This window comes from Occultella glacieicola (genome assembly GCF_004353825.1).
Lineage (GTDB): Bacteria > Actinomycetota > Actinomycetes > Actinomycetales > Beutenbergiaceae > Occultella > Occultella glacieicola.
Window position 1 is genome coordinate 493990 of sequence record NZ_SMNA01000003.1, and the last position, 21581, is coordinate 515570.

The following is a 21581-nucleotide window of genomic DNA, read 5'->3' on the forward strand; positions in this document are numbered from 1 at the left end:
TCGCGGGAGACCCGAGCCGGCGCCGCGATGGGATCAGGACGTGCCGACGACGATCCGCCGGACGCCGTCCCAGGCCGCCGGGTCGGTCACGTTCCGGCCGTCCACGAGCACCTGGATGCCGGGGAGGTCCGCAGGGCTGAGACCGGCGTACTCGGGGTGGTCGGCCTGCACGATCGCGGCATCCACGTCGCCCCCGATCTCATAGGCGTCGAAGCCGTAGCCCGCGAGTTCCTCGGCGGTGTACATCGGGTCGTGCACGAGCACGGTGGCCCCGGCCTCGCGCAGCGCGGCGACGGTCGGGAAGACGCCGGAGAAGGCGGTCTCCTTGACCTTGCCCCGGTAGGAGGCACCGAGGACCACGACAGTCTTGCCGGACAGCCCGCCCAGGGCACCGCCGGCCAGCCCGACCGTGTAGGCGGGCATGTCCATGTTGGCCTCGCGGGCGGCGCGCACCACGGTGGCCTGGGGGTCGGTCCACAGGTACAGGCGCGGGTAGACCGGGATGCAGTGCCCTCCGACTGCGATGCCGGGCCGGTGGATGTGCGAGTACGGCTGCGAGTTCGAGGCCTCGATCACCTGGTAGACGTCGATGCCGTTCTCGGCGGCGAACCGGCCGAACTGGTTCGCGAGGCCGATGTTCACGTCGCGGTAGGTGGTCTCGGCGAGCTTCGCCATCTCGGCCGCCTCGGCGCTGCCGAGGTCCCAGACGCCGTTGCCGCGGGGCAGGTCCGGCCGCTCGTCGAAGTCCAGGACGGCCCGGTAGAACTCGGTCGCCTCCGCGGCGCCGGCTTCGGAGAGGCCACCGACGAGCTTGGGGTACTTGCGCAGATCCTCGAAGACCCGGCCGGTGAGGACGCGCTCCGGGGAGAACACGAGATGGAAGTCCTTGCCCTCGGAGAGGCCGGAGATCTCCTCGATGAGCGGCTTCCACCTGGTGCGCGTCGTGCCCACCGGCAGCGTGGTCTCGTAGGAGATCAGGGTGCCCGGCGTCAGATGCTCGGCCAGTGAGCGGGTGGCGGAGTCCATCCACCCGAAGTCCGGCTCCCAGGTCTCGTCGTTGACGAACAACGGCACGACGATGACGACGGCGTCGCTCCCGGGCACCGCGTCGGCGTAGTCGGCCGTGGCGCGCAGGGTGCCGTCCGCGGTGGTCTCGGCGATCTTATGCGCGAGGTGCGCCTCACCCGGGAACGGCTCGGTGCCGGCGTTCACGAGATCCACGACGTTCTGATTGACGTCGACCCCGACGACCTCGTGACCCTTGCTGGCGAACTGCACGGCCAGCGGGAGTCCGATCTTGCCCAGCGCAACGACGGTGATCTTCACGTGTGTCCTCATCCGGTAGGGAAGGCGACTGAATTGCCCGCTGTATAGGCTACCGGTGCCGTCCGGTGCGGACGGCTCCCCACACGTGAGGTCGCGATCACATGAAGGTCCTGTCCGTCGTCGGCGCCCGGCCGCAGTTCGTCAAGCTCGCCCCGATCGCGGAAGCGTTCGCCGGCTCGGACGACCAGCACGTGATCGTGCACACCGGACAGCACTACGACGCGGCCATGTCCGACGTGTTCTTCGCCGACCTGGCGATCCCGTCGCCGGACGTGCATCTGGGGGTCGGCTCGGGCAGCCACGGGGTGCAGACCGGCACCATGCTGGCGGCGATGGACGCGGTCCTCGACGAGCACCGGCCCGACTGGGTCCTCGTCTACGGCGACACCAACTCCACGCTCGCCGGAGCGGTCTCAGCCGTCAAGATGCACCTGCCGGTCGCCCACCTGGAGGCCGGCCTGCGCTCGTTCAACCGGGCGATGCCCGAGGAGCACAACCGGGTCCTCACCGACCACGCGGCCGACCTGCTGCTCGCCCCGACCGAGGTCGCCATGGGGCACCTCACCGACGAGGGACTGGCCGCGCGCAGCGTGCTCGTGGGTGACGTGATGACCGACGTGTGCTTCCGGGTGCGCGACGCCGTCGCGGGCACGCCGCCGGACCTGCCCGACGGCGTCCGTCCTGGCGGGTACGTCGTGTCCACCATCCACCGGGCCGAGAACACCGACGACCCCGATCGCCTGCGGGCGATCGTCGACGCGCTCGCCGGTGCGGGCACTCCGGTGCTGCTCCTCGCGCACCCCCGTCTGGTGGCGCGTTGCGCCGAGTTCGGAATCGACCTCGGGGCCGCGGAGACGTTGCACACGGCCGCCCCGCTGCCCTACCCGCAGATGGTCCAGGCCGTCGCCCACAGCGCCGGGGTTGTCACCGACTCCGGTGGGCTGCAGAAGGAGGCGTTCCTGCTCGGCCGGCCCTGCACCACGCTGCGCACCGAGACCGAGTGGGTGGAGACGCTCGCCGACGGGTGGAACGTGCTGCTGCCGGGCCTCGAGGGCCTCGCCGACCTCGCCGCGCGGCAAGCACCGTCGGCCCCTCAGGAGTCGCCGTACGGTGACGGGCGGGCGGCCTCTGCCGTGTTGGCCGCTCTGCGGGCTGCGCACCCTTAAGGAGACGACGGCGGCCCGGCACCCACCGTAGGTAGGTGCCGGGCCGCTCTCGTCGGCTTCGGTGCTCAGGCCTCGAGCTGGATGGTCTGGCCGGTACGGGCCGACTCGATGGCGGCCTCGGCCACGGCCACCGTGGCCGAGCCCTGCTTCATCGTGACGATGTCGGCCGGCTTGCCCAGTACCGCGTCCCGGAACGCCTCGTGCTCGGTCTTCAGCGGCTCCGGCTTGCTGATCGCGAACCTCACCACGTCCCCTTCGGACACGCCGCGGAACTGGGCGACGTCGTCCCACTGGGTCTGGATCAGGCCGTTCGCGTAGAACGTCAGGTCCGCGAGCAGCGTGTCCGCCAGGAACGTCCCCTTCTCCCCCGTCACCACGGTGAGCCGTTCCTTCATCGGGGACAGCCAGTTCACCAGGTGGTTGGTGACGATGCCGCCGGACAACATGCCGGTGATCGCGACCAGGTCCTCGAACTCGCGACCACTCTTGAACGCCGTCCGCGCTGCGACCGAGGTGTAGGACTGCTGCGCCACCCAGGCGGTGAGGTCGATGTCGTGGGTGCCGAGATCCTTGACGACGCCCACATCGGCGATCCTGGCCGGGAACGGGCCCTGGCGTCGGGTCGCGATCTGGTAGACGTCGCCGAGCTCTCCGGCCTCGAGGCGTGCGCGCAGGGACTGCAGCGCCGGGTTGTACCGCTCGATGTGTCCGACGGCGCCGACGAGTCCCCTGCTCTCGAACGCCTCCGCGAGCGCACGGGAGCCCTCGGTGTCCTTCGCGAGCGGCTTCTCGATGAGTGCGTGCACCCCGGCCTCAGCCAGGGCGAGCCCGGTCTCGGTGTGGAACTGCGTCGGCACCGCGACCATCGCGTAGTCGATGCCCGCCGCGATCAGCGCATGGACGTCCGGGAGCACGTCGAGGTCACCGGCCACGCCGTGCGGGTCGCCGCCGGGGTCGGCGACGGCCACGAGGTCGACGCCGTCGAGCGATCGGAGCACACGGGCGTGGTGACGCCCCATCATGCCGAGACCGATGAGGCCGGCGCGCAGGTTCGCCATCACGCACCCGCCTTCGCGACCGTGTTCACCGCGGTGACGATGCGGTCGAGGTCCTCCTGCGAGAGCGAGGGGTGGACCGGCAGCGAGATGACCTCGCGGGCCGCCTTCTCGGTCTCCGGGAGGTCCAGGCCCGGGGCGTATGCCTTGAGGGACTCGAGCCGGTGGTTGGGGATCGGGTAATAGACGCCGCAGCCGACCGCGTGCTCCTCACGCAAAGCGGTCGCGAAGGCGTCCCGGTCACCGGAGACGCGGATCGTGTATTGGTGGTAGACGTGGGTAGCGCCCTCCGCCACAGCCGGGGTGAGCACGCCCTCGAGGTTCGCGTCCAAGAACGCGGCGTTGTCCTGGCGGCTCCGGGTCCAGGCGGCGACCTTGGTCAGCTGCACCCGTCCGATGGCGGCGTGGATGTCCGTCATCCGGGCGTTGAAGCCGATCAGTTCGTTCGCGTACTGCTTCTCCATGCCCTGGTTGCGCAGGAGCCGAACGTTACGGGCGATCTCGTCGGTGGCGCACGAGACCATGCCGCCCTCACCGGAGGTCATGTTCTTCGTCGGGTACAGCGAGAACATCGCGAAGTCGCCGAAGGATCCGACCGGGGCTCCGTCGAGGGTGGCGCCGTGGGCCTGCGCCGCGTCCTCGAACAGGCGCAGTCCGTGCTCGTGCGCGATGGCGCGCAGCTCGGTCATCGCCGCCGGATGCCCGTACAGGTGGACCGGCATGATGCCCTTGGTGCGCTCGGTGATCGCGGCCCGCACACTGGCCGGGTCGAGGTTGAAGTAGGTCCCCTCGATGTCGGCGAACACCGGGGTCGCGCCGGTGAGCGCCACCGAGTTGCCGGTCGCGGCGAACGTGAAGGAGGGCACGATGACCTCGTCGCCCGGGCCGACACCGGCCGCCAGCAGCCCGAGGTGCAGCCCGGAAGTGCCCGAGTTGACGGCCACGCAGGTACGCCCGGCGACGAGCTCGGTCGCGAACTCCTGCTCGAAGGCGGCGACCTCCGGCCCCTGGGCGATCATGCCGCTGCGCAGGACGCGGTCGACCGCGGCGCGCTCCTCGTCGCCGACGATCGGCTTCGCCGCCGGGATCATGGGTTGGTTCACTTCGGTTCCTCCGTGTCCTGACCGGCCAGCGTGAGCACGCCGCCGGTTTCGTGATAGGTCTCGCCCGTGGTCGGGCAGCGCCATTGGCCGTCGCCGGCCTCCTCGAGTGGCACTCCGGCTCGGCCGACCCACTTGATCCGCCGTGCCGGGACGCCGGCGACCAGCGCGAAGTCCGGCACATCCTTCGTCACGACCGCGCCCGCCGCCACGGTGGCCCAGCGGCCGACCGTCACGGGGGCGACGCAGACCGCGCGGGCCCCGACCGAGGCCCCTTCGCGCAACGTCACCCCGACGGCCTCCCAGTCGGCGCCGCTCTTGAGTGAGCCGTCCGGGTTGACCGAGCGCGGGAACGTGTCGTTGGTCAACACGGCGGCAGGGCCGACGAACACCCCCGCTTCGAGCACCGCCGGCTCGTAGACCAGGGCGTAGTTCTGCACCTTGCAGTTGTCCCCCATCCGTACCCCGGTGCCGATGTACGCGCCCCGCCCCACGATGCAGTTCTCGCCGAGGACCGCGTTCTCCCGGACCTGGGCCAGGTGCCAGACGGAGGACCCGTCACCGATGGTGGCTCGGTCGTCCACGTCCGCGGTGTCGACGATGCGCACGTTCAAGGGATGGCCTCCGTGGTGTTCGGGGTGGGTCGAAGCGCGTCAAGCGTACAGTCCTCGGAATCGGCGATCGGACCGAAGGTCCCAGACCGCCGTCCCTACGCGGCATCGATGCCCTCGGCGAGGAAGGGCACGAGCGCTACCGAGTATTCGGCCGAGATGTGGCTGTAGTCGCGGTACACGATCACGTCACCGATGACCGGATAGCACGTGGTCTCGTCGCAGAAGTGGTCGGTCAGGTCGATCAGGTTCGCCCCGGCCGAGTCCGCCGCGGCGACGAGCGGGTCGGCCGGAACGGCGTCCGCCCGGTCCGTCGCGCAGTCGATCGGGACCTGCGCCGTCGCGAGACAGTCGGGGACATTCTCCCCCTGGGTCCTCGGGACCGCGGCGATCACGTGGACCGGATGACCCTGCTCGATCCACTGCGACCATACGTCGGCGTACCCGTCGCTCGCGGGATCCGCGTAGTCCTCTCCGGGCGCCGATTCGTAGGTGTACGCGGATGAGTAGGCGGTCGTGACGATGTCGGTGATCTCCGGGTGCGCCGCGAGATCAGCATTCACCGCGGCGAGCCATTCGGTGCACAGCTGTTGTGCCTCACCGGTCTGCTCGCTCGGCAGTCCCCGGAGGGCGTTGGTCGGCGGGCAGCTCGACTTCGTGTAGGTGCGCACCTGCCAGTTCCGCTCCCGCCCCAACGCGTCCAGGGCGGTGAACCACTGGGTGCCGTGCGAGTCTCCGATCATCGCGATCACCCGCTCGGGGTCGGGGTCGGAACTTCCGATCGTGCAGGACCGGAGGGCAGCCGAGGCAAGGCTGGTCTGGCAGTCAGGGAACCGCGGCTCGGAGTTCTGCTCGGCGACCACTTCGGGTGGCGGGTTGACGGGCCCTGCTCCGATCACGGAACCGCATGCGTCTGGGGCGGCGATCGCGGCCGGTCCGAAGCAGTCCTGTTGCTGGGCCTGCGTGAACGCCTCCTGTGCCGCAGCCTCGCGGCTGTCCAGCGCGGCGCCGATCCCGAGGCCCATGGCGACCACCGTGACCATTCCGACGACGGCGAACCGGTAGGCGTTCGCCCGCGCACGCGCGATCCAGCCCGTGGTCCGGAACCGGTCCTCGACAACCACCTTCGTGACCCAGGCCAGCAGGAGCGACACCGCGCCGATCAGGATCTTCTGCCAGGCCACCAGCGAGGAGCCGATGACGTAGGGCACCACGACGATGAGCGGCCAGTGCCAGAGATAGACGGAGTACGAGATGTCCCCGACGAAGGTCATCGGGCGCCAGGACAGCAACCTGCCCGCACTCCACGGCTGGGAGGTCGACCCCGCGAGGATCACAGCGGCCGCACCCAGGGTCGGGACGGCGGCCAGCCAGCCCGGGAAGGCCGTCGCCCCGGTGTAGGCGAACCCGCTGTAGACGATTGCTCCCAGACCCAGGAGCCCGAGGACCGGCGCCCAACGCCCGGGAGCCCGCAGCGGCAGCAGCGCCAGAGCGGCGCCGATGACGAACTCCCAGATCCTGGTCGGGGTCACGAAGTACGCCGACGCCTGGTTGGCCCCGGTCTCGACCACCGACCAGACGAGCGATGCGATGCCGACGATCCCGAGGATCACGGTCAACGCCAGCCGACGATCACCGCCGAACATGCCGGTCCGCCGGACCAGCACGATCGTGCCCAGCACCAGGAGCGGCCACAGCACGTAGAACTGCTCCTCCACGGACAGCGACCAGAAGTGCTGTGCCACGGTCGGGACATTGCCCTGGGCCATGTAGTCGACGGCGTCGGACGCCAGCACCCAGTTCTGGACGTAGAGCGCGCTGGCGCCGATCTGACGGGCGGACTGACTCCAGAGGGTCTCCGGCACCCAGAGCACGACCGCGACGGCGGAGACCGCCAGCACCAGCAGCGACGCGGGCAGGAGTCGTCGGATCCGTCGCGCCCAGAAGGAGGACAGCGAGAGCGAGCCCGTCCGCTCCACCTCTCGGAAGATGTGGGACGTGATCAGGTAACCCGATATGACGAAGAACACATCGACGCCGACGTAGCCCCCGGGCATCCGCAGCGGCCACAGGTGGTAGATGACGACCAGGCCGACCGCGATGGCGCGCAAACCTTGGATCTCCGGGCGGAAGCCCCCCGTGCTCTGGCGTTGGTCCTGGCTCAAGCCCTACTGTCCTCACTTCGCCGTAGTCCCGGGCGAGCATAGCTCGCGGTGCACCGGTCCCGACCACTTCCGACGGGCCACCGCCCGGTACGTCCTATCCTTGTGGCTGGCCACCGTGCCATCGTCCGGATCCCGAAGTGAGAGAGAGTCGCCATGGCGAGTGTCACCGAGAACACCTCGCCCGTCGATGAACTCCACATCTACGAGCCACACCGGGCCGGCCTCCCGAAACTCGGCCCTTACACCAGGCAGTTGTGGGCCCGTCGGGAGTTCGCCGCAGAGTTCTCACGCGCCGGTATCCGTGCAGCGAACACGCAGACCCTCTTCGGCCAGCTCTGGTTGGTGCTCAACCCGACACTCCTTGCCCTGGTGTACTACGTGCTCGTGAGCGTGATCCGCCAGAGTGCCGGCGGATTCGAGACCCTGGCCCACATCACCTGCGGGCTCTTCCTCTTCTACTTCGTCTCGGGGAGCATCACCCAGGGCGCCCAGTCGGTGACGGGGGGCGGGAAGCTCATCATGAACATGAACTTCCCACGGCTGCTGCTGCCTTTCGCGGCCGTGCGGACCGCGTTCTTCCGGTTCCTGCCCACCGTCCCGGTGTACTTTCTCATCCACATCCTGGCCGGCGGAGTCTGGAGCCCCCAGATGCTGTTGGCGAGCGTCTTCCTGGGGCTCACGGTCATCTTCTGTATCGGGATGGCCGCCATCTTCGCGACGGTCCAGGTCTACTTCCGGGACACGTCGAGCTTCCTGCCCTACCTCGTCCGGATCTGGCTGTATCTCTCGCCTGTGCTCTGGTTCGCCGACGAGGCTCCGGAGCAGTTCCAGGACCTGATGGTGCTCAACCCCTTGTACTCGCTGATCGGTAGCTGGACCGACCTGCTGCTTCGCGGGATCATCCCCGAGCCGAAGATGTGGCTGGCCGCGTCGATCTGGGCCGTTCTCGCCTTCGTGGGCGGATCACTGCTGTTCATGTCTAGGGAGCGTGAGTTCACTGTCCGCCTCTGATTCCACACCGACGCCGACTCCGGGCGGCACGGAGGTTCCGGTCGCGGGCCCCGAGGACGGAGCGAACCCGACCGCCCCGCACGTCGGCGAACCGGCTCAACCCCCGGCCACGGCCGCCGCTCCCCCGCCGGTCGTCTCCGTCCAGAACGTATCGATCACCTATCGGACGACGTTCGAGGCGGCTCCGACCCTCAAGAACACCATCGTTCGGCTGGGTCGGGGCGAGCGCAAGGTGAAGGTCGTCGATGCGGTCAAGAACATGTCGTTCGACATCAAGCCGGGAACCTCGGTCGGGATCATCGGGGCCAACGGCGCGGGAAAGTCGACACTGATGCGCGCCATCGCGGGAGTCCTGCCACCGAGTCAGGGCCGCATCGAGGTCCGCGGCCGGATCAGTGCCCTCCTTGCCCTCGGGGTCGGGTTCAATCCGAACCTGACCGGCCGGGAGAACGTGATCCTGGGCGGCCTCGCCGCGGGACTGACCCGTGCCGAGGTGAAGGAGCGCGCCGACGAGGTCGCCGACTTCGCGGAGATCGGCGACTTCATGGACATGCCGATGCGCACCTACTCCTCGGGGATGTACCAGCGTCTCGCGTTCTCCGTCTCGGTCCACATGGACCCCGACATCCTGCTCGTCGACGAGGCGCTCTCGGCGGGTGACGCGAGTTTCAAGGTGAAGGCCACCGCCAAGATGGCCGAACTCATGGAGAGCGCCCGCGCGATGTTCCTGGTCTCCCATTCACTCGGATCGATCCGGGAGATGTGCAACGAGGTGCTCTGGATCCACAAGGGCGAACTGATCATGCAGGGTTCCCCGCGGCGGGCGATCCGTGCCTACACGAACTTCCTCAAGGTGGGCGAGAACGCCTATACCTTCGAGGACCTCTGACGGACGCGTGCACCAGGTCGACCTCTCGATCATCACCTCGGCGCACGACGTCGCGGATGCTCGGCTGCACCGTCAGGTCGCCGCGCTCCGACGGGCGGGCCTGAGCGTCGAGGTGCTCGGACTCGGGAGGGCCGAGGACGGGCCCTCCGGTGCCGACATCCGCGTGTTCGCCCGACGGCACGGGGTGCGGCGCGCATCGTTCGCCATGTCGTTGCCCTGGCGCGCGCACGGCCGGGTGCTGATGACACTCGATCCCGACTCGTCGTTCGCCGGCTGGCTCAACAGTCGGTTGACCCGACGGAGCCTGATCAGCGACGTGCATGAGGACTACCGCGCACTGCTCGCGGACCGGGCCTGGGCACGGGGCATCCGCCGCCTGCCCGCATCGATCTGGGCGCGGCTGGGCCTCTTCGCTGCGGCGCGTTCCGACGCGACCGTCGTGGCGGATGCCCATCTGCTACCCGACCTGGACCGTCGCGTGGTGTTGCGTAACGTTCCCGACCTCACGATGGTGCCGGAGCCGTCGACCCCGTCGCTGCCCAGGCGAGCTCTGTACATCGGGGACATCCGGGCAAGTCGTGGCCTGTTCGCGATGGTGGAGGCGGTGCGCTCGGCGCCCGCGTGGCGACTGGACCTCATCGGCCCGATGGCCGAAGCGGACCGAGGCCGGTTCGAGGCATGTCTGGCCGAGGATCCGGCCCTGGCTGCCCGCGTCCAGTGGCGCGATCGACTACCCCCGGCCGACGCCTGGGCCGCCGCAACCGGGGCCAGCGTCGGTCTCTCCCTCCTGGACGACACGCCGGCCTTCCGGGCCGCGATGCCGTCCAAGATCTACGAGTACCTCGCGACCGGCCTCCCGGTGCTCACCACCGGACTACCGCGCCCGGCCGAACTGCTCCGCTCCAGCGGCGCGGGCGTCGTGGTCACGGGCTCCGCCGAGGCGGGCCAGGTTCTCGCCGGATGGACCGATCGTCCGCAGGAGTTGGCTCGCCTCCGTGATCGCGCCCTGATCTGGCGGGCCGAGGAACTCGTGGCGGCCGATCCGACGGCCGACTTCGTGCGCGTCGTGACCGACCTGACCGACAACCAGCCGAAAGCCGATCACCCGGGGGACAACGAGTGACTACCCGCAAGCCACGGCTCGTCATCGTGGTCCAGAGCAAGATCACGGGGGACTCCCGGGTCCAGAAGGCCGCCATCTCGGCGGCCAGGGCCGGTTGGGAGGTCGCCCTGCTCGGCTTCGACGGGATCGGTGGAGAGCCCCGGTCCTGGCTCGGCTCCGTCCGGGTGATCCGGCGCGGAATCGGAACCGCACACCGTGACGAGTTCGCGGCCCGCTGGGTCGAGATCCGCAGTCCCCTGTTCCCGGGCGCCTATCGACACACGTCCGAACAGGTGAACGCCGGTCGCCGGCTGAGCCGCCGGATCCGGCGGGAGCGGGAGCGGCTCCCCCAGCGGTCCGGCCCGGCGGGGCTCCTGCGACGGATACTTCTCGAGACCCGGCTGCTCGGGCCACGCGTCAGCCACAAGGTCCGCTCCTGGGGGGCCGGCAGCCACCGCAGCACGCTCCCGGACAAGAACCCCGAGGATGTCACCTGGCGGGAGGACCTCCCAGCCTTCCTCGACTGGCGCGATGCCTTCGCGCCCGCGTTGGTGAGCCTGGCCCCGGACCTGATCCACTCCAACGATCCCGCCATGATCGGCGTGGCCCACGAGGCGGTCTCGGCCCTGCGGGCTCGCGGCCGTGCCGTGGGCTGGATCCACGACATCCACGAGCATGTCTCCGCGGTCGACTGGGGCTCGGAACGCATCTCGGCTGCGTACGTGGACCACGAGCGGGAGTACATCGCGGCGCCCGATGCCTTGGTGACGGTCAGTCCCGAGATCGCCGAGATGCTCGCCGACGAGTATGCGCTCGACGAGCCTCCCGCCGTCGTCCGCAACGCCCCCCTGGCCGACGTTCGCACCGATGACGCGCCGAGCCTGCGGGAGCGGATCGGCCTGGACCCGGGTGTGCCGCTCATCGTGAGCAGCGGTTCGGTCGATCCACGACGCGGGCTGCACACCGTGATCGAGGCATTGCCGGCCGTGCGCGACGTCCACCTCGCGATCGTCACCCGGGAGCCCGAGACCACCGGTCCGCTGCACACGCTGCTGAAACGCGCCGAGGAACTCGGGGTCAGGGACCGGGTGCACACGGCACCCTACGTGCCCACGTTCCAGATCTCGGCCTACCTCTCCTCGGCCGACATCGGCGTGTTCGCCGGTGTCCATTATCCGAACTACGAAGCGTCGCTACCCACCAAGCTGCCGGAGTACCTCCACGGCGGCCTACCACTCCTCGTCAGTGACCTGGCCACGCCGTCGGCGTTCGTGCGGAAGCATGGTGTCGGCGAAGTGTTCGTCGCCGAGGACTCAGCCGACCTCGCCCGGGCCGTCCGTGACCTGCTGGCCGACCTCGACGGCTATCGGAACGCGATCACGAAGCCCCTCCTCGAGGAACTCTCCTGGCAGCACCAGGCGACCACGCTCGTCGACCTCTACACCCGCGTGACGGGGATCCGTCCGGAGGTTCCCGAGGAGGCGATCCCCTGGGAGGTATCGGAGACCGAGAGCGGGCCGCGCGACCCGTGGCCGGACCTCGAACCGGTCCACGATCCCCAGCCTGCCTCGGAGGGCGTCGAGGACCCGAACCCGGAGGCGGACGAAGACGAGGCTCTAGCGCTGCCCGACGGCACGCGCAGCCGCCTGGAGGCCGTTGAGGATCGCGGCTGATCCGCTCAGCCGACGTGCTCGCCACGCCAGCGGGACGGCGTCGGCGTCCAGGGCCACGATCAGGTCGGCAGATTCCAGAACCGCGCGAACCGCTGCGCTGCGGAGCCCGTTCCGCTCGAACCCGGCCGCGTTAGTCCGACCCAGCAGGACGGCCACGACGTGACCCACCGCGTCCTTCCCCGACACCTTGCGCTGGGGCCGGAGCGGGGACGACGACACCTCGAGGCGGCGAACCCCCTCGGTCGTCGCGCCGGATCCGGCCAGGACCACGGTGACCTCGATGTCGTCGGGCACATTCCGGACGAGTTCCCGTACCGCGGCAGCACCGTTCGTGGTGCCCGCTAGGACGACGACCGACCTCATCCGCTCGTCCCCTGCCGTGCGGGGCTGATGTCACTGAGCGCCCGGAGCCGAGGAGCGAACTGACGGTCCCGACGGAACTGCTCGGCGAACTCCAGCGCCACGGCGGCGAGGCTCGGGTCGGCGCCCCGGGCCAGCTGCCAACCCCTGCCGAGCGCGACCGCGACCGCAGCCGCGTCCGTGGCGTCGGTCGGCACCCACAGCGGGTATCCACGCAGCACCGTGGCCGCGGCGTTCCGGGGATCGTGGACCGAGACGATCGGCAGTCCGGTGGCGAGGTATTCGAAGACCTTGCCGCTCGTCACATAGCGGCCCGCGCCCAGAGCCAGGACGAGTACGTCGACATCGGCGTAGTAGGCGCCCACGTCGTTCTTGGCGATCGGCCCGTCATAGGACACCCCGAACGAGCGCCCGCGCTCGATCGTCGCCAGCATCTGCGGGTCGGGGACCGCGAAGTAGCCGAGGTAGCCGGCCAGCGACAGGGTCGCCCCGGTCGGCAACGACCCGTTCCGTTTGGCCAGTTCCCAGCCGTCGATGAGCTCGGTCAGCGGCACCATGCGGGTCATCGTGCCGACGTAGCCGAACCGCGGCCGCGGGGGTTCGTCGACACCTGCGATCTCCGCCGCCTCCGACCTGCCCGTTGCAGGCGACCGGTCCTCGCTCCGGAGGAGATCCGGATCCCAGCCGTTCGCGACCACGTGCATCCGGTCGGCGACCTCCCGATAGCGAGCGGCGTGCCAGTCCCGGATCGGCTCGTTCACGAACCAGACCTCGCGTGCGCCCGCGAGGAGCCGCTGCTCCCATCGTCCGATCCGACTCCATCGGCCGGTGAGCGTGCGGCCGGAGAAGACGTCGAGCGTCCAGGCGTCCCGGTAGTCCAGCACGTAAGGCACCCCGTCCTTGGCGAGAGCGTCGGCAGCGGTGAACGTGACGTAGGGATTGGCCGTCGACACGACGAGGTCGACCGGGTCGGCGGCGTGGATGCTGCGCGCGGCCCGCTCCAAGGGCCCGCGCCATGGGCCGTATCCGCGCTCGGGAAACGACCGCCGGTCCAGCAGTCCACGCCAGCGATGCCATGCCTGCGGTAACTGGGCCCGCAGCCAGGAATAGGTGCGGATGTCGGCATCCTGCGCGGGCCATTCGAAGGGGACCCGCATCACCGTGATGTCCGGGTCGATCCGGGACTCCAGCGACGGGTCGGTGCCGGTGTACCGATCGAAGGTGTCCCGGTCGGCGGTCAGCACCGTCACCCGCCAGCCCGACCTCGCGAACGCGTTCGCCGTGGCCAGGGCCCGGTACACGCCTCCACCGCGACACGGCGGGTATCCCCACGCGACGTAGAGGAGGTGCGGTTGGGTCACGTCGTGGTCTTTCCGTCGGCTGGCCCACGTGGGGTTCGGTCCGCGGCCCTCGTTACAATAGCGTGACCGCGAGAACAGGAGCGTGCCGCGCCCTGAATCACCACGAAGGGAACTGGCCGTGACCGACTCCGGGCTGCGAGGACTGCGCCGGGTGTGGCGTCGGGTGCCGAAGCCCGTCCGCGATCGGCTCAAGCCGCTCCGCGATGCCCTCAGGGGTCCGGCTGCCCGGGTCGAGCCCGTTGTGGCGGAGCCCGTGGAGGAGCCCGGACCCCAACCACGTGCGATCACCCTCCCCGAGGGACTCCAACCACGTCCCGTGCCACCGGAGCGCGACATCACGGTCTTCATCGGCCCGGCCAACCATGCCGGTCAGGGCTTCCGGTGGGCGCGCGCGTTGGAGCAGGCCGACGGGAATCTGGCAGCGGTCTCGTTCGCCCCCACTCGCGAGAACGGCTTCGCCTTCGAGATCGACTACACGGTCCCGGTGGGGATCTACTGGGACAACGAGATCTGGGCGCGGGATCAGCTCGAATACCTCACCGGATCCTTCAGCCACGTCCTCTTCGAGGCCGAGCAACCGCTGCTCGGCCTCCACCTGGGTGAGGACTTCAGCGCCGAGGCAGGGAGACTGCGTCAGAGCGGTGTCGAGGTCGCCACGATCTGTCACGGCAGCGATATCCGTCTGCCCAGCCGCCACATCCGCGACAACCCCTGGTCCCCGTTCCTGGTGCCGGGCTATCGCAAGACCAAGGAACTGGAAGTGCTGGCCCGCCTCAACGCCCGCCGGCTCGCCGATCTCGACGCCCCGGTCTTCGTGTCGACACCGGACCTGCTGGACGACGTGCCAACCGCGTCGTGGTGCCCGGTGGTCGTCGATCCCGAGCGGTGGCGCTCAGAGCCCCGCACGATCCCCACGCGCCCCGTCGTCGTCCACGCGCCGAGCCGCGCCGCCGTGAAAGGCACCGAACTCATCGAGCCGATCCTGGAGCAACTCCATGCGGACGGGTTGATCGAATACCGGCGCATCACGAAGGTGCCCTCGGCGGCGATGCCCGGCGTGTACCGCTCCGCGGACATCGTCCTCGACCAGTTCCGGATCGGGAGCTACGGGGTCGCGGCCTGCGAGGCCATGGCCGCCGGCTGTGTGGTGGTCGGCAATGTCCGCGACTCGGTCCGTCGACACGTGCGGGAGAGCACCGGCACCGACCTCCCGATCGTGCAGGCCGACCCCGACGATCTGGCCCCGGTCCTGCGAGGCCTGCTCGGCTCCCGCGACGGGTGGCCAGTCCTGGGTGAGCGTGGCGAGGCGTTCGTCGAACGCGTGCACAACGGCGTCCGGTCCGCCGAGGTGCTGGAGACCTTCGTCGGAGCGAACCGATGAATCACGCCCGCCGGTTGCTGACGACGATGGCACGAACCGTCGCCGACTCCCGTCGACACCTTCCTGGACCGCTTCGACGCTTGCTCACATCGGTGAAGGATCGCCTGCCTCGCGCCACGGTCGAACGGGCCATGGGCCGCGAGGTTCACGTGGGTGGACCGGACGACGGCGACGAGGGTCGGCCCGCCGTCCCGGACACCGCCGTCCGGCTGTTCGTCGGCCCCGCGAACTTCGCGGGCCAGGGCTACCTGTGGGCCCGAGCCGTCGAACGGTCCGTCCCAGATGTCTCCGCTGTCTCATTCGCTCCACACGTGCCAGGAGCGTTCGACTTCCCGGTGGACTACCTCGTGCCGCAGGCGACCTACCTCGACGACTTCGAGTTCCACGAGCGTCTGTTGGCCTACGTCCGCGGGCAGTTCACGCACGTCCTGTTCGAGGCTGCGCGCCCCCTGTTCGGGCGTTCTTACGGACTGAACTTCCTCACCGAGTCGAAGCTCCTGACGAGGGCGGGCCTCGCCGTCGCCGTGATCGCCCATGGAACCGATGTGCGACTCCCCAGCCGACACGCCGCCGCCTACGACTACTCACCCTTCCGAGGCGACCTCGTTCCGGAGACGCCGCTGTTGGAGGATCGGGCGGCACGCAACATCGCCAGGATCGATGCGTTCAGCGGACCGGCTTTCGTCTCCACACCGGATCTCCTGCTCGACCTTCCGGAGGCCACCTGGTGTCCCGTGGTCGTCGACGTGGATCGGTGGCACACCGACGTGCCGCCGATGCAGCGCAAGGTTCCGGTCGTGGTTCATGCGCCGAGCAAGAGCCACGTCAAGGGAACGGACCTCGTCGAGACCGCCCTCGCGGACCTCGTGGCGCGCGGCGCCATCGAGTACCGCAGGATCGAGGGTGTGCCCGCTGCGGAGATGACGCGGGTGTACACCGAGGCGGACATCGTGCTCGACCAGTTCCGCCTCGGCAGTTACGGTGTGGCCGCGTGTGAGGCGATGGCGGCCGGGCGCGTCGTCGTCGGGAACGTGTCCGATCTGGTCCGCGAGCACGCAACCTCCGTGGGGGCCGGCGAGTTGCCGATCATTCAGGCGGACGGCAGCGACCTCGCCAGTGTGATCGAGAGCATCATCGACGACCCGACGACCGCCCGGACGCGGGCCGCCGACGGGCTCGGCTATGTTCGCGCCGTGCACGACGGCAGCATTTCGGCCGGTATTCTTCGAAACTTCCTGGAGGAAGGGCAGCAGTGACCTCGGATCGGCCGCCACACGTCGTCTACATGCCCGGCAATGACGTCCTCGTCGATGCCCGCGTGTTGAAATACATCGCCAGTGCGGACTCGCTCGGACTGCGGGTCACGGGCGTCGGGGTTGTGCGCAAGGGGCACCACCGTAGTTTCGCTCTGGGCAACGGCCACATCCTCATCGAGCCGGTGCCCATCCCCCAGACCCCCGCAGCCGCCCCCACCGCCGAGCGCACCCCCCTCGGTCTCGCGGTCCGCGACCTGGTGCGCCCCGGTGCCGGCACACGTGACCGGCTCGAGGCCGGCCGCCGCGCCACCGCCAAGCGCAGGCGGGGGGCGGCCCGCGCCCTGCGCGAGCGCCAGCACGGCGCTCTCGCCTATCCGGTGGCGCTCGTCCGGCACGGGCAGATCGCTCTCGAGAGGCTGTACAACAAGGCGCTCGGAGTTCGGCTCCGGGGCAGGCCCACCGACGAGGCCATCGAGGAGATCACCGACCGCGATCTGGCCATCGCGCACTACCAGGCGCATCCCGAGTTGAGTCGCTGGCGCGAGACCCTGCCCAACGCCCGCGTCGACGAGGAGTCGCTCGGTCGCCTCCTCGACGAACTTCGCCCCGACATCATCCACGTCCACGACGTCTTCATGCTCGGCGTCGCCGTGAACGCCGCTGATCGGGCCGCCGCACGGGGGCGGACCGTCCGACTCGTCTACGACGCCCACGAGTACATCGCCGGTGTCGCCGTCATTCCCGCATTGACCATCGGTGCCTACTGCGACCTTGAGCGTGAGTTCGTCCCACGAATGGATCGCATCATCACGGTCTCGGAACCGCTGGCCGGCTGGCTCCAGCGCGACTACCACCTCGAGCGGACCCCTGACGTGGTGCTCAACGCACCAATGGTCGGTCGCCCGCCCGAAGACTTCAAGGATCTGCGCGACGTCGTCGGGCTCGGGGACGATGTTCCGCTCATGGTCTACGGCGGCGGCGTGAACCGTGCGCGGGGCGTCCAGACCGCTGTCGCTGCTCTCGCCGAACTGCCCGAGATGCATCTGGCGCTCGTGACCAACCGGCCGAACGGGCCCGTGACGCGGGAACTGCTTGCGCAGGCCCGGTCGCTGGGCGTCCTGGATCGCTTTCACGTGGCCCCGTTCGTGCCGCCCGAGTTCGTGACACATTACTTCGGCCGGGTCACGATCGGACTGAGCACTCTGCTGCACGCGCCGAACCACGACGTCGCACTCACGAACAAGTTCTGTGAGTACCTGCTCGCTGGGATCCCGATCATCACCAGCGACACGCCCGCGCAGGCGGAGATCGTCGAGGAACGAGGCCTCGGCGGGGTGTACATCGCCGGCGACGTCCAGGATCTCGTTCGAGCGGTACGGGAGCTGCTTCCGCGTGTCAATGAGGTCCGCGACCGGATCGCCGGCGACCAGGCCCTCCGGCACGAGTTCTCCTGGGCGGCCCAGGTCGAGACCATCCGCGACGTGTATGCGGACCTGCTTGGTTCGCTGCCCGAGCGAGCCTGGGCCGCCGATGCCACACACATCACCCAACTGGAGCCGAGGGAGATCACGAAACCGTGAGCAGCGAACACGTCGTGATGGTCGTCGCCAGCGGCATCGCTTCGGACGCGCGAGTCCGCAAGACTGCGGTTGCGGTCGCCGACCTCGGCTACCGCGTCACCCTGCTCTACGGGGAACTCGACGCGACCGAACCTGTCGAGGGCACCCTCGGCCCGGCCCGGACCGTTGGCCTGCCGGTCGCGTACACGCGCCGCGACGAGCAAGTCGAACGGCGCCGAGCCCGGCGCGCGTGGCGGCCCTCGTGGCCCGCCTACCGTGACGGTGAGCGTGAGGAACACGGTCGTCAGGCACTCAACACTCGTCGCGCCAGTAAGGGCGACACCCCCGAGATCCTCGCCCGACGCGGGATCCATTGGGCTCGCCGCACACTCCGCGCGGCACAGGACCCGGCGTTCCGGCTCGCGTGGGGCAAGTACGACGGCCTGCGCGCACGGTTCGTGGGCCGGACTTGGCGCAGCGAGCTACCCAACATCGTCGACCTCGAGCGGGTGTTCACCGACCGGATGGCTGCCGAGACCCCCGACATCCTGCACGTGCACGACATCCACCTGCTCAGCGCCGGCGTCCGGGTCAAACAGCGCGCTGCCCGGACCGGCCGCGCGGTACGGCTGATCTACGACGCCCACGAGTACATCCCCGGCACCGTCGCGCGCACCGTGCTCGAGGAGAACGCACTCAAGGCGATGGAGTCGGACCTGATCGGGGATGCCGACGCCGTCATCACGGTGAGCGAACCGATCGCCGAGGCGCTCCGTGACCGTTACGACCTGCGGCGGACCCCGAGCGTGGTGCTCAACAGTCCGTCCCTGACGGTCGAGTCGACGTGTGCGAAGGACGTGCGCACCGAGTCCGGGATCGAGCCGGGTACGCCGCTCGTCGTGTACTCGGGAGTCCTGAACGAGAAACGCGGCCTGCCGACCGTGGTCCAGGCACTCTCACTGTTGCCCGAGGTGCACTTCGCCGTCGTCTGTGTGCCGGACGCGAGCCACTGGCGGGCAGCCCTGCTGATGAAGGCCGCTCGCAAGGCGGGAGTGTCGGACCGGGTCCACCTCATCGATCCGGTGGCACCCGAGGAGATCCTTGCCTATCTCCGGACGGCCGACGTAGGGATCCACCCTCTGATCGCAGGCCTGCCGAACCATGAGATGGCCCTGCCGAACAAGTTGTTCGACTATCTGTTCGCCGGCCTGCCGATCGTGGTCAGCGATCTCAAGCTGATGGGTGCGTTCGTGCGGGAGAATCGGATTGGCACGACCTTCACGGCGAGCGACCACCGCGATTGTGCCCGAGCGATCCGGGAGGCGCTCGAGAACGTCAAGGTCTACGGCGGTTCGGCGCGGTCGGAGGAGTTCACAGCCCGCTTCTCCTGGGAGCACCAGATCGAGCAGCTCGACCAGACGTACGCCGCCCTGTAGTGGGAGGATCGGACCGTCGGTAGTGGGAGGATCGGACCATGACACCGCCAGTACCCTCCCAACCCGACCGGTTCGGCCGACGCCGACCGTCGCGTTGGCTGGCTGCCGTGATGACCGCGCTGTTTCTCGTCGGCCTGGGTGCCGTCAACCAGCCGCCGGCCGAGGCCGCCGTCAGTATCACGGTCGACGGGCGGGGTTTCGGCCACGGCATCGGCATGTCGCAATACGGTGCCGCGGGACGCGCTACCGCGGGGCAGACGTACACGCAGATCCTCGCGGCCTACTACCCGGGCACGACCGTCGGATCGCTGGCTGACTCCCAGTCCATCCGCGTGTGGATCCAGGGAGACACCGACCGGCAGACCTGGGTCCGTGGCGAGTCGGGCCTGTCCGTGCGGGTGGGTACCGCGTCGGTCGCCCTGCCGACGACGATCGGCGGCACGGTGGCGCTCTGGCGGCTCCGGCTCGTGTCCGGCGCCCTGGTGATCGAGGCCAGCGTCAACGGCACCTGGCGTGCGCCCGGTGTGCCCGGTCTGAGCACGCTGCTCAACGGCGCGACGGCGGCTGAGTTCGTGGCCGGAGACGGCACCGTCCAACTCGTCACGTCCACCTACCGCGAGTACCGTGGCGTGGTCCGTGCGGTCCGCGTGCCCGGCTCCACGACCGACCTGCGCACCGTGGTGGTCTCGACCTACGCCAACTACCTCCCCTCGGTGGTCACCTCCGAGATGCCGGCCAGCTGGCACATCCAGGCGTTGCGGGCGCAGGCAGTCGCCGCCCGCACGTACGCCCGCTTCGACCAGGCCAGCAAGGCCCCCTCGGCCTGGTACGACACTTGCGACACGACGTCCTGCCAGGTCTTCCAAGGACTGGCCGACTACACCGCGGCCGGGGCCCTGGTGCGTTCGTACACCCACGAACGCACGACCAGGGCGGTCGCCGAGACCTCCGGTGTGGTTCTGCTCTATGGAGGTTCGCCGGCATTCACCCAGTTCAGCGCCTCGAACGGCGGCTACTCGTTGCAGGGGTCACGGCCCTACCTGGCTGCCAACCCCGACCCGTTCGACGGCTACGCGCCCTGGCGGGTCACCTTGACCGGCGCGCAGATCACCGCCGCGTACCCGAGTATCGGAGTGTTCCGGGGCCTGACCTTCGCCCGCGATGGCCGTGGCGCCTACGGCGGTCGGGTCACGTCGGCGACCCTGACCGGCAGCCAGGGCTCCGTGACCATCACCGGCGCACAGTTCCGGTCGGCCTTCGGCCTGCGTTCCACGCTGCTGACGGCCTCCGTCAGCGGGGTGCCACTCAGCCTGCCGCAGCGGGACTGGAACGGCGACCAGCAGCCCGACCTGGTCGCCCGCGGCCCAAACGGCGCCCTCTACACCTACCTGAGCAGCGGCCCGGCGACGTGGCACTCGCGGGTCGCCATCGGACGTGGCTGGCAGAGTATGGGCGTCATGACCCAAGTCTGGAACTTCTCGGGGACGAGGACCTCCGAGATCATCGCCATCCAACCATCCACGGCACAACTCTTCGTGTATCCCGGCGACGGTCGTGGCGGTTGGGGTACGCCACGTGTGATGGGGCGGGGCTGGCGGGGCTTCGACCAGTTCGTCGGTGTGCAGGACTGGTCCGGTCGGGGTACCGCCGGCCTGATCGTGCGCCAGCGGAGTACCGGTCACCTGCTGTACTACGCCGGCAACGGTTCCGGTGGCCTCACCGCCGGCGTCCGCATCGGCACCGGCTGGAACGGCATGGACATGATCCTGGCCGCGGGCGACTGGGACGGCGACGGCAACGTCGACCTCCTGGCCCGCCAGGCCCGAACCGGCGACCTCTACCTCTACCGGGGCAGCGGGCGCGGTGCGATCCTCTCAGGCTCCCGGATCGGCAACGGCTGGGCCAGCATGGATGCGCTGGTGGGTGCCGCGGACTGGGATCAGGACGGCACGGTGGACGTCCTGGCACGGGAGGCGGGCACCGGAGCCCTCTGGCTCTACCCCTCCGACGGCGCCGGGAACTTCCGGCCGCGCCAGCAGGTGGGGCACGGTTGGACGGGTTTCGACCTGGTGCGCTGAGCCCTTGGAACCAGACCGCACGGGGCCCGACCGACCCCATCTCCTGCTGATC

The 21581-nt window shown here is 69.5% G+C and carries 17 protein-coding genes; 10 read left to right on the forward strand and 7 right to left on the reverse strand.

Annotated features, from left to right (window positions below; all coding sequences use genetic code 11):
* Window positions 1-33: 33 nt before the first annotated feature.
* On the reverse strand, window positions 34-1326 hold the full coding sequence (locus tag EXU48_RS07820; protein ID WP_133107062.1) for a nucleotide sugar dehydrogenase: 1293 nt from the start codon (window positions 1324-1326) through the stop codon (window positions 34-36).
* 101 nt (window positions 1327-1427) lie between these two features.
* Here EXU48_RS07820 and wecB point away from each other — a divergent pair, with 101 nt between their 5' ends.
* Window positions 1428-2492, forward strand: coding sequence for a non-hydrolyzing UDP-N-acetylglucosamine 2-epimerase (wecB, locus tag EXU48_RS07825; RefSeq protein WP_133107063.1), 1065 nt, complete (start codon window positions 1428-1430; stop codon window positions 2490-2492).
* A 65-nt stretch (window positions 2493-2557) separates the two neighbouring features.
* Here the strand turns inward: wecB and EXU48_RS07830 are convergent, their stop codons facing one another.
* The 4 genes from EXU48_RS07830 to EXU48_RS07845 form a co-directional block, all read right to left on the reverse strand.
* Window positions 2558-3550, reverse strand: a complete 993-nt coding sequence (locus EXU48_RS07830; RefSeq protein ID WP_133107064.1) for a Gfo/Idh/MocA family protein — start codon at window positions 3548-3550, stop codon at window positions 2558-2560.
* Complete coding sequence (locus EXU48_RS07835) at window positions 3550-4650, reverse strand: DegT/DnrJ/EryC1/StrS family aminotransferase (protein ID WP_235856895.1); 1101 nt, start codon at window positions 4648-4650, stop codon at window positions 3550-3552. Before EXU48_RS07835 ends, EXU48_RS07830 begins: the two co-directional genes overlap by 1 nt.
* Complete coding sequence (locus EXU48_RS07840; protein WP_133107065.1) at window positions 4647-5261, reverse strand: acyltransferase; 615 nt, start codon at window positions 5259-5261, stop codon at window positions 4647-4649. The genes EXU48_RS07835 and EXU48_RS07840 overlap by 4 nt, the downstream gene beginning before the upstream one ends.
* 95 nt (window positions 5262-5356) lie before the next feature.
* Complete coding sequence (locus tag EXU48_RS07845; RefSeq protein WP_133107066.1) at window positions 5357-7423, reverse strand: acyltransferase family protein; 2067 nt, start codon at window positions 7421-7423, stop codon at window positions 5357-5359.
* A gap of 153 nt (window positions 7424-7576) precedes the next feature.
* On the opposite strand from EXU48_RS07845, the gene EXU48_RS07850 reads away from it, so the two are divergent.
* Genes EXU48_RS07850 through EXU48_RS07865 form a run of 4 tightly spaced genes read left to right on the forward strand, consistent with a single transcriptional unit; the run spans window position 7577 to window position 12098 of the window.
* The gene (locus tag EXU48_RS07850; RefSeq protein WP_133107067.1) at window positions 7577-8434 is read left to right on the forward strand and encodes an ABC transporter permease; all 858 of its coding nucleotides are present in this window, start codon (window positions 7577-7579) and stop codon (window positions 8432-8434) included.
* A complete protein-coding gene (locus EXU48_RS07855) occupies window positions 8412-9323 on the forward strand; it encodes an ABC transporter ATP-binding protein (RefSeq protein WP_235856896.1) in 912 nt (303 codons plus the stop codon). The genes EXU48_RS07850 and EXU48_RS07855 overlap by 23 nt, the downstream gene beginning before the upstream one ends.
* A gap of 7 nt (window positions 9324-9330) precedes the next feature.
* Window positions 9331-10446, forward strand: coding sequence for a glycosyltransferase family protein (locus tag EXU48_RS07860; protein WP_133107068.1), 1116 nt, complete (start codon window positions 9331-9333; stop codon window positions 10444-10446).
* The gene (locus EXU48_RS07865; protein ID WP_133107069.1) at window positions 10443-12098 is read left to right on the forward strand and encodes a glycosyltransferase family 4 protein; all 1656 of its coding nucleotides are present in this window, start codon (window positions 10443-10445) and stop codon (window positions 12096-12098) included. Before EXU48_RS07860 ends, EXU48_RS07865 begins: the two co-directional genes overlap by 4 nt.
* Here the strand turns inward: EXU48_RS07865 and EXU48_RS07870 are convergent.
* A complete protein-coding gene (locus EXU48_RS07870; RefSeq protein WP_133107070.1) occupies window positions 12042-12461 on the reverse strand; it encodes a hypothetical protein in 420 nt (139 codons plus the stop codon). The genes EXU48_RS07865 and EXU48_RS07870 overlap by 57 nt on opposite strands.
* On the reverse strand, window positions 12458-13819 hold the full coding sequence (locus EXU48_RS07875; RefSeq protein ID WP_235856897.1) for a glycosyltransferase: 1362 nt from the start codon (window positions 13817-13819) through the stop codon (window positions 12458-12460). Before EXU48_RS07875 ends, EXU48_RS07870 begins: the two co-directional genes overlap by 4 nt.
* Window positions 13820-14135: 316 nt before the next feature.
* Between EXU48_RS07875 and EXU48_RS07880 the strand changes: the two genes are divergently transcribed.
* From EXU48_RS07880 to EXU48_RS07900, 5 genes are all read left to right on the forward strand, one after another.
* Window positions 14136-15200 carry a glycosyltransferase family protein gene (locus EXU48_RS07880; protein WP_133107071.1) on the forward strand — a complete coding sequence of 355 codons (1065 nt, stop codon included), beginning with the start codon at window positions 14136-14138 and terminating at the stop codon, window positions 15198-15200.
* A gap of 149 nt (window positions 15201-15349) precedes the next feature.
* Window positions 15350-16456: a glycosyltransferase family 1 protein gene (locus tag EXU48_RS07885; protein ID WP_133107072.1), complete on the forward strand. Its 1107-nt coding sequence runs from the start codon at window positions 15350-15352 to the stop codon at window positions 16454-16456.
* Window positions 16453-18036 (forward strand): glycosyltransferase family 4 protein, encoded by a 1584-nt coding sequence (locus EXU48_RS07890; RefSeq protein ID WP_133107073.1) that lies wholly within the window; start codon window positions 16453-16455, stop codon window positions 18034-18036. The genes EXU48_RS07885 and EXU48_RS07890 overlap by 4 nt, the downstream gene beginning before the upstream one ends.
* On the forward strand, window positions 18033-19451 hold the full coding sequence (locus tag EXU48_RS07895) for a glycosyltransferase (RefSeq protein ID WP_133107074.1): 1419 nt from the start codon (window positions 18033-18035) through the stop codon (window positions 19449-19451). The genes EXU48_RS07890 and EXU48_RS07895 overlap by 4 nt, the downstream gene beginning before the upstream one ends.
* Before the next feature lie 38 nt (window positions 19452-19489).
* On the forward strand, window positions 19490-21529 hold the full coding sequence (locus tag EXU48_RS07900) for a SpoIID/LytB domain-containing protein (RefSeq protein ID WP_133107075.1): 2040 nt from the start codon (window positions 19490-19492) through the stop codon (window positions 21527-21529).
* Window positions 21530-21581: the final 52 nt, after the last annotated feature.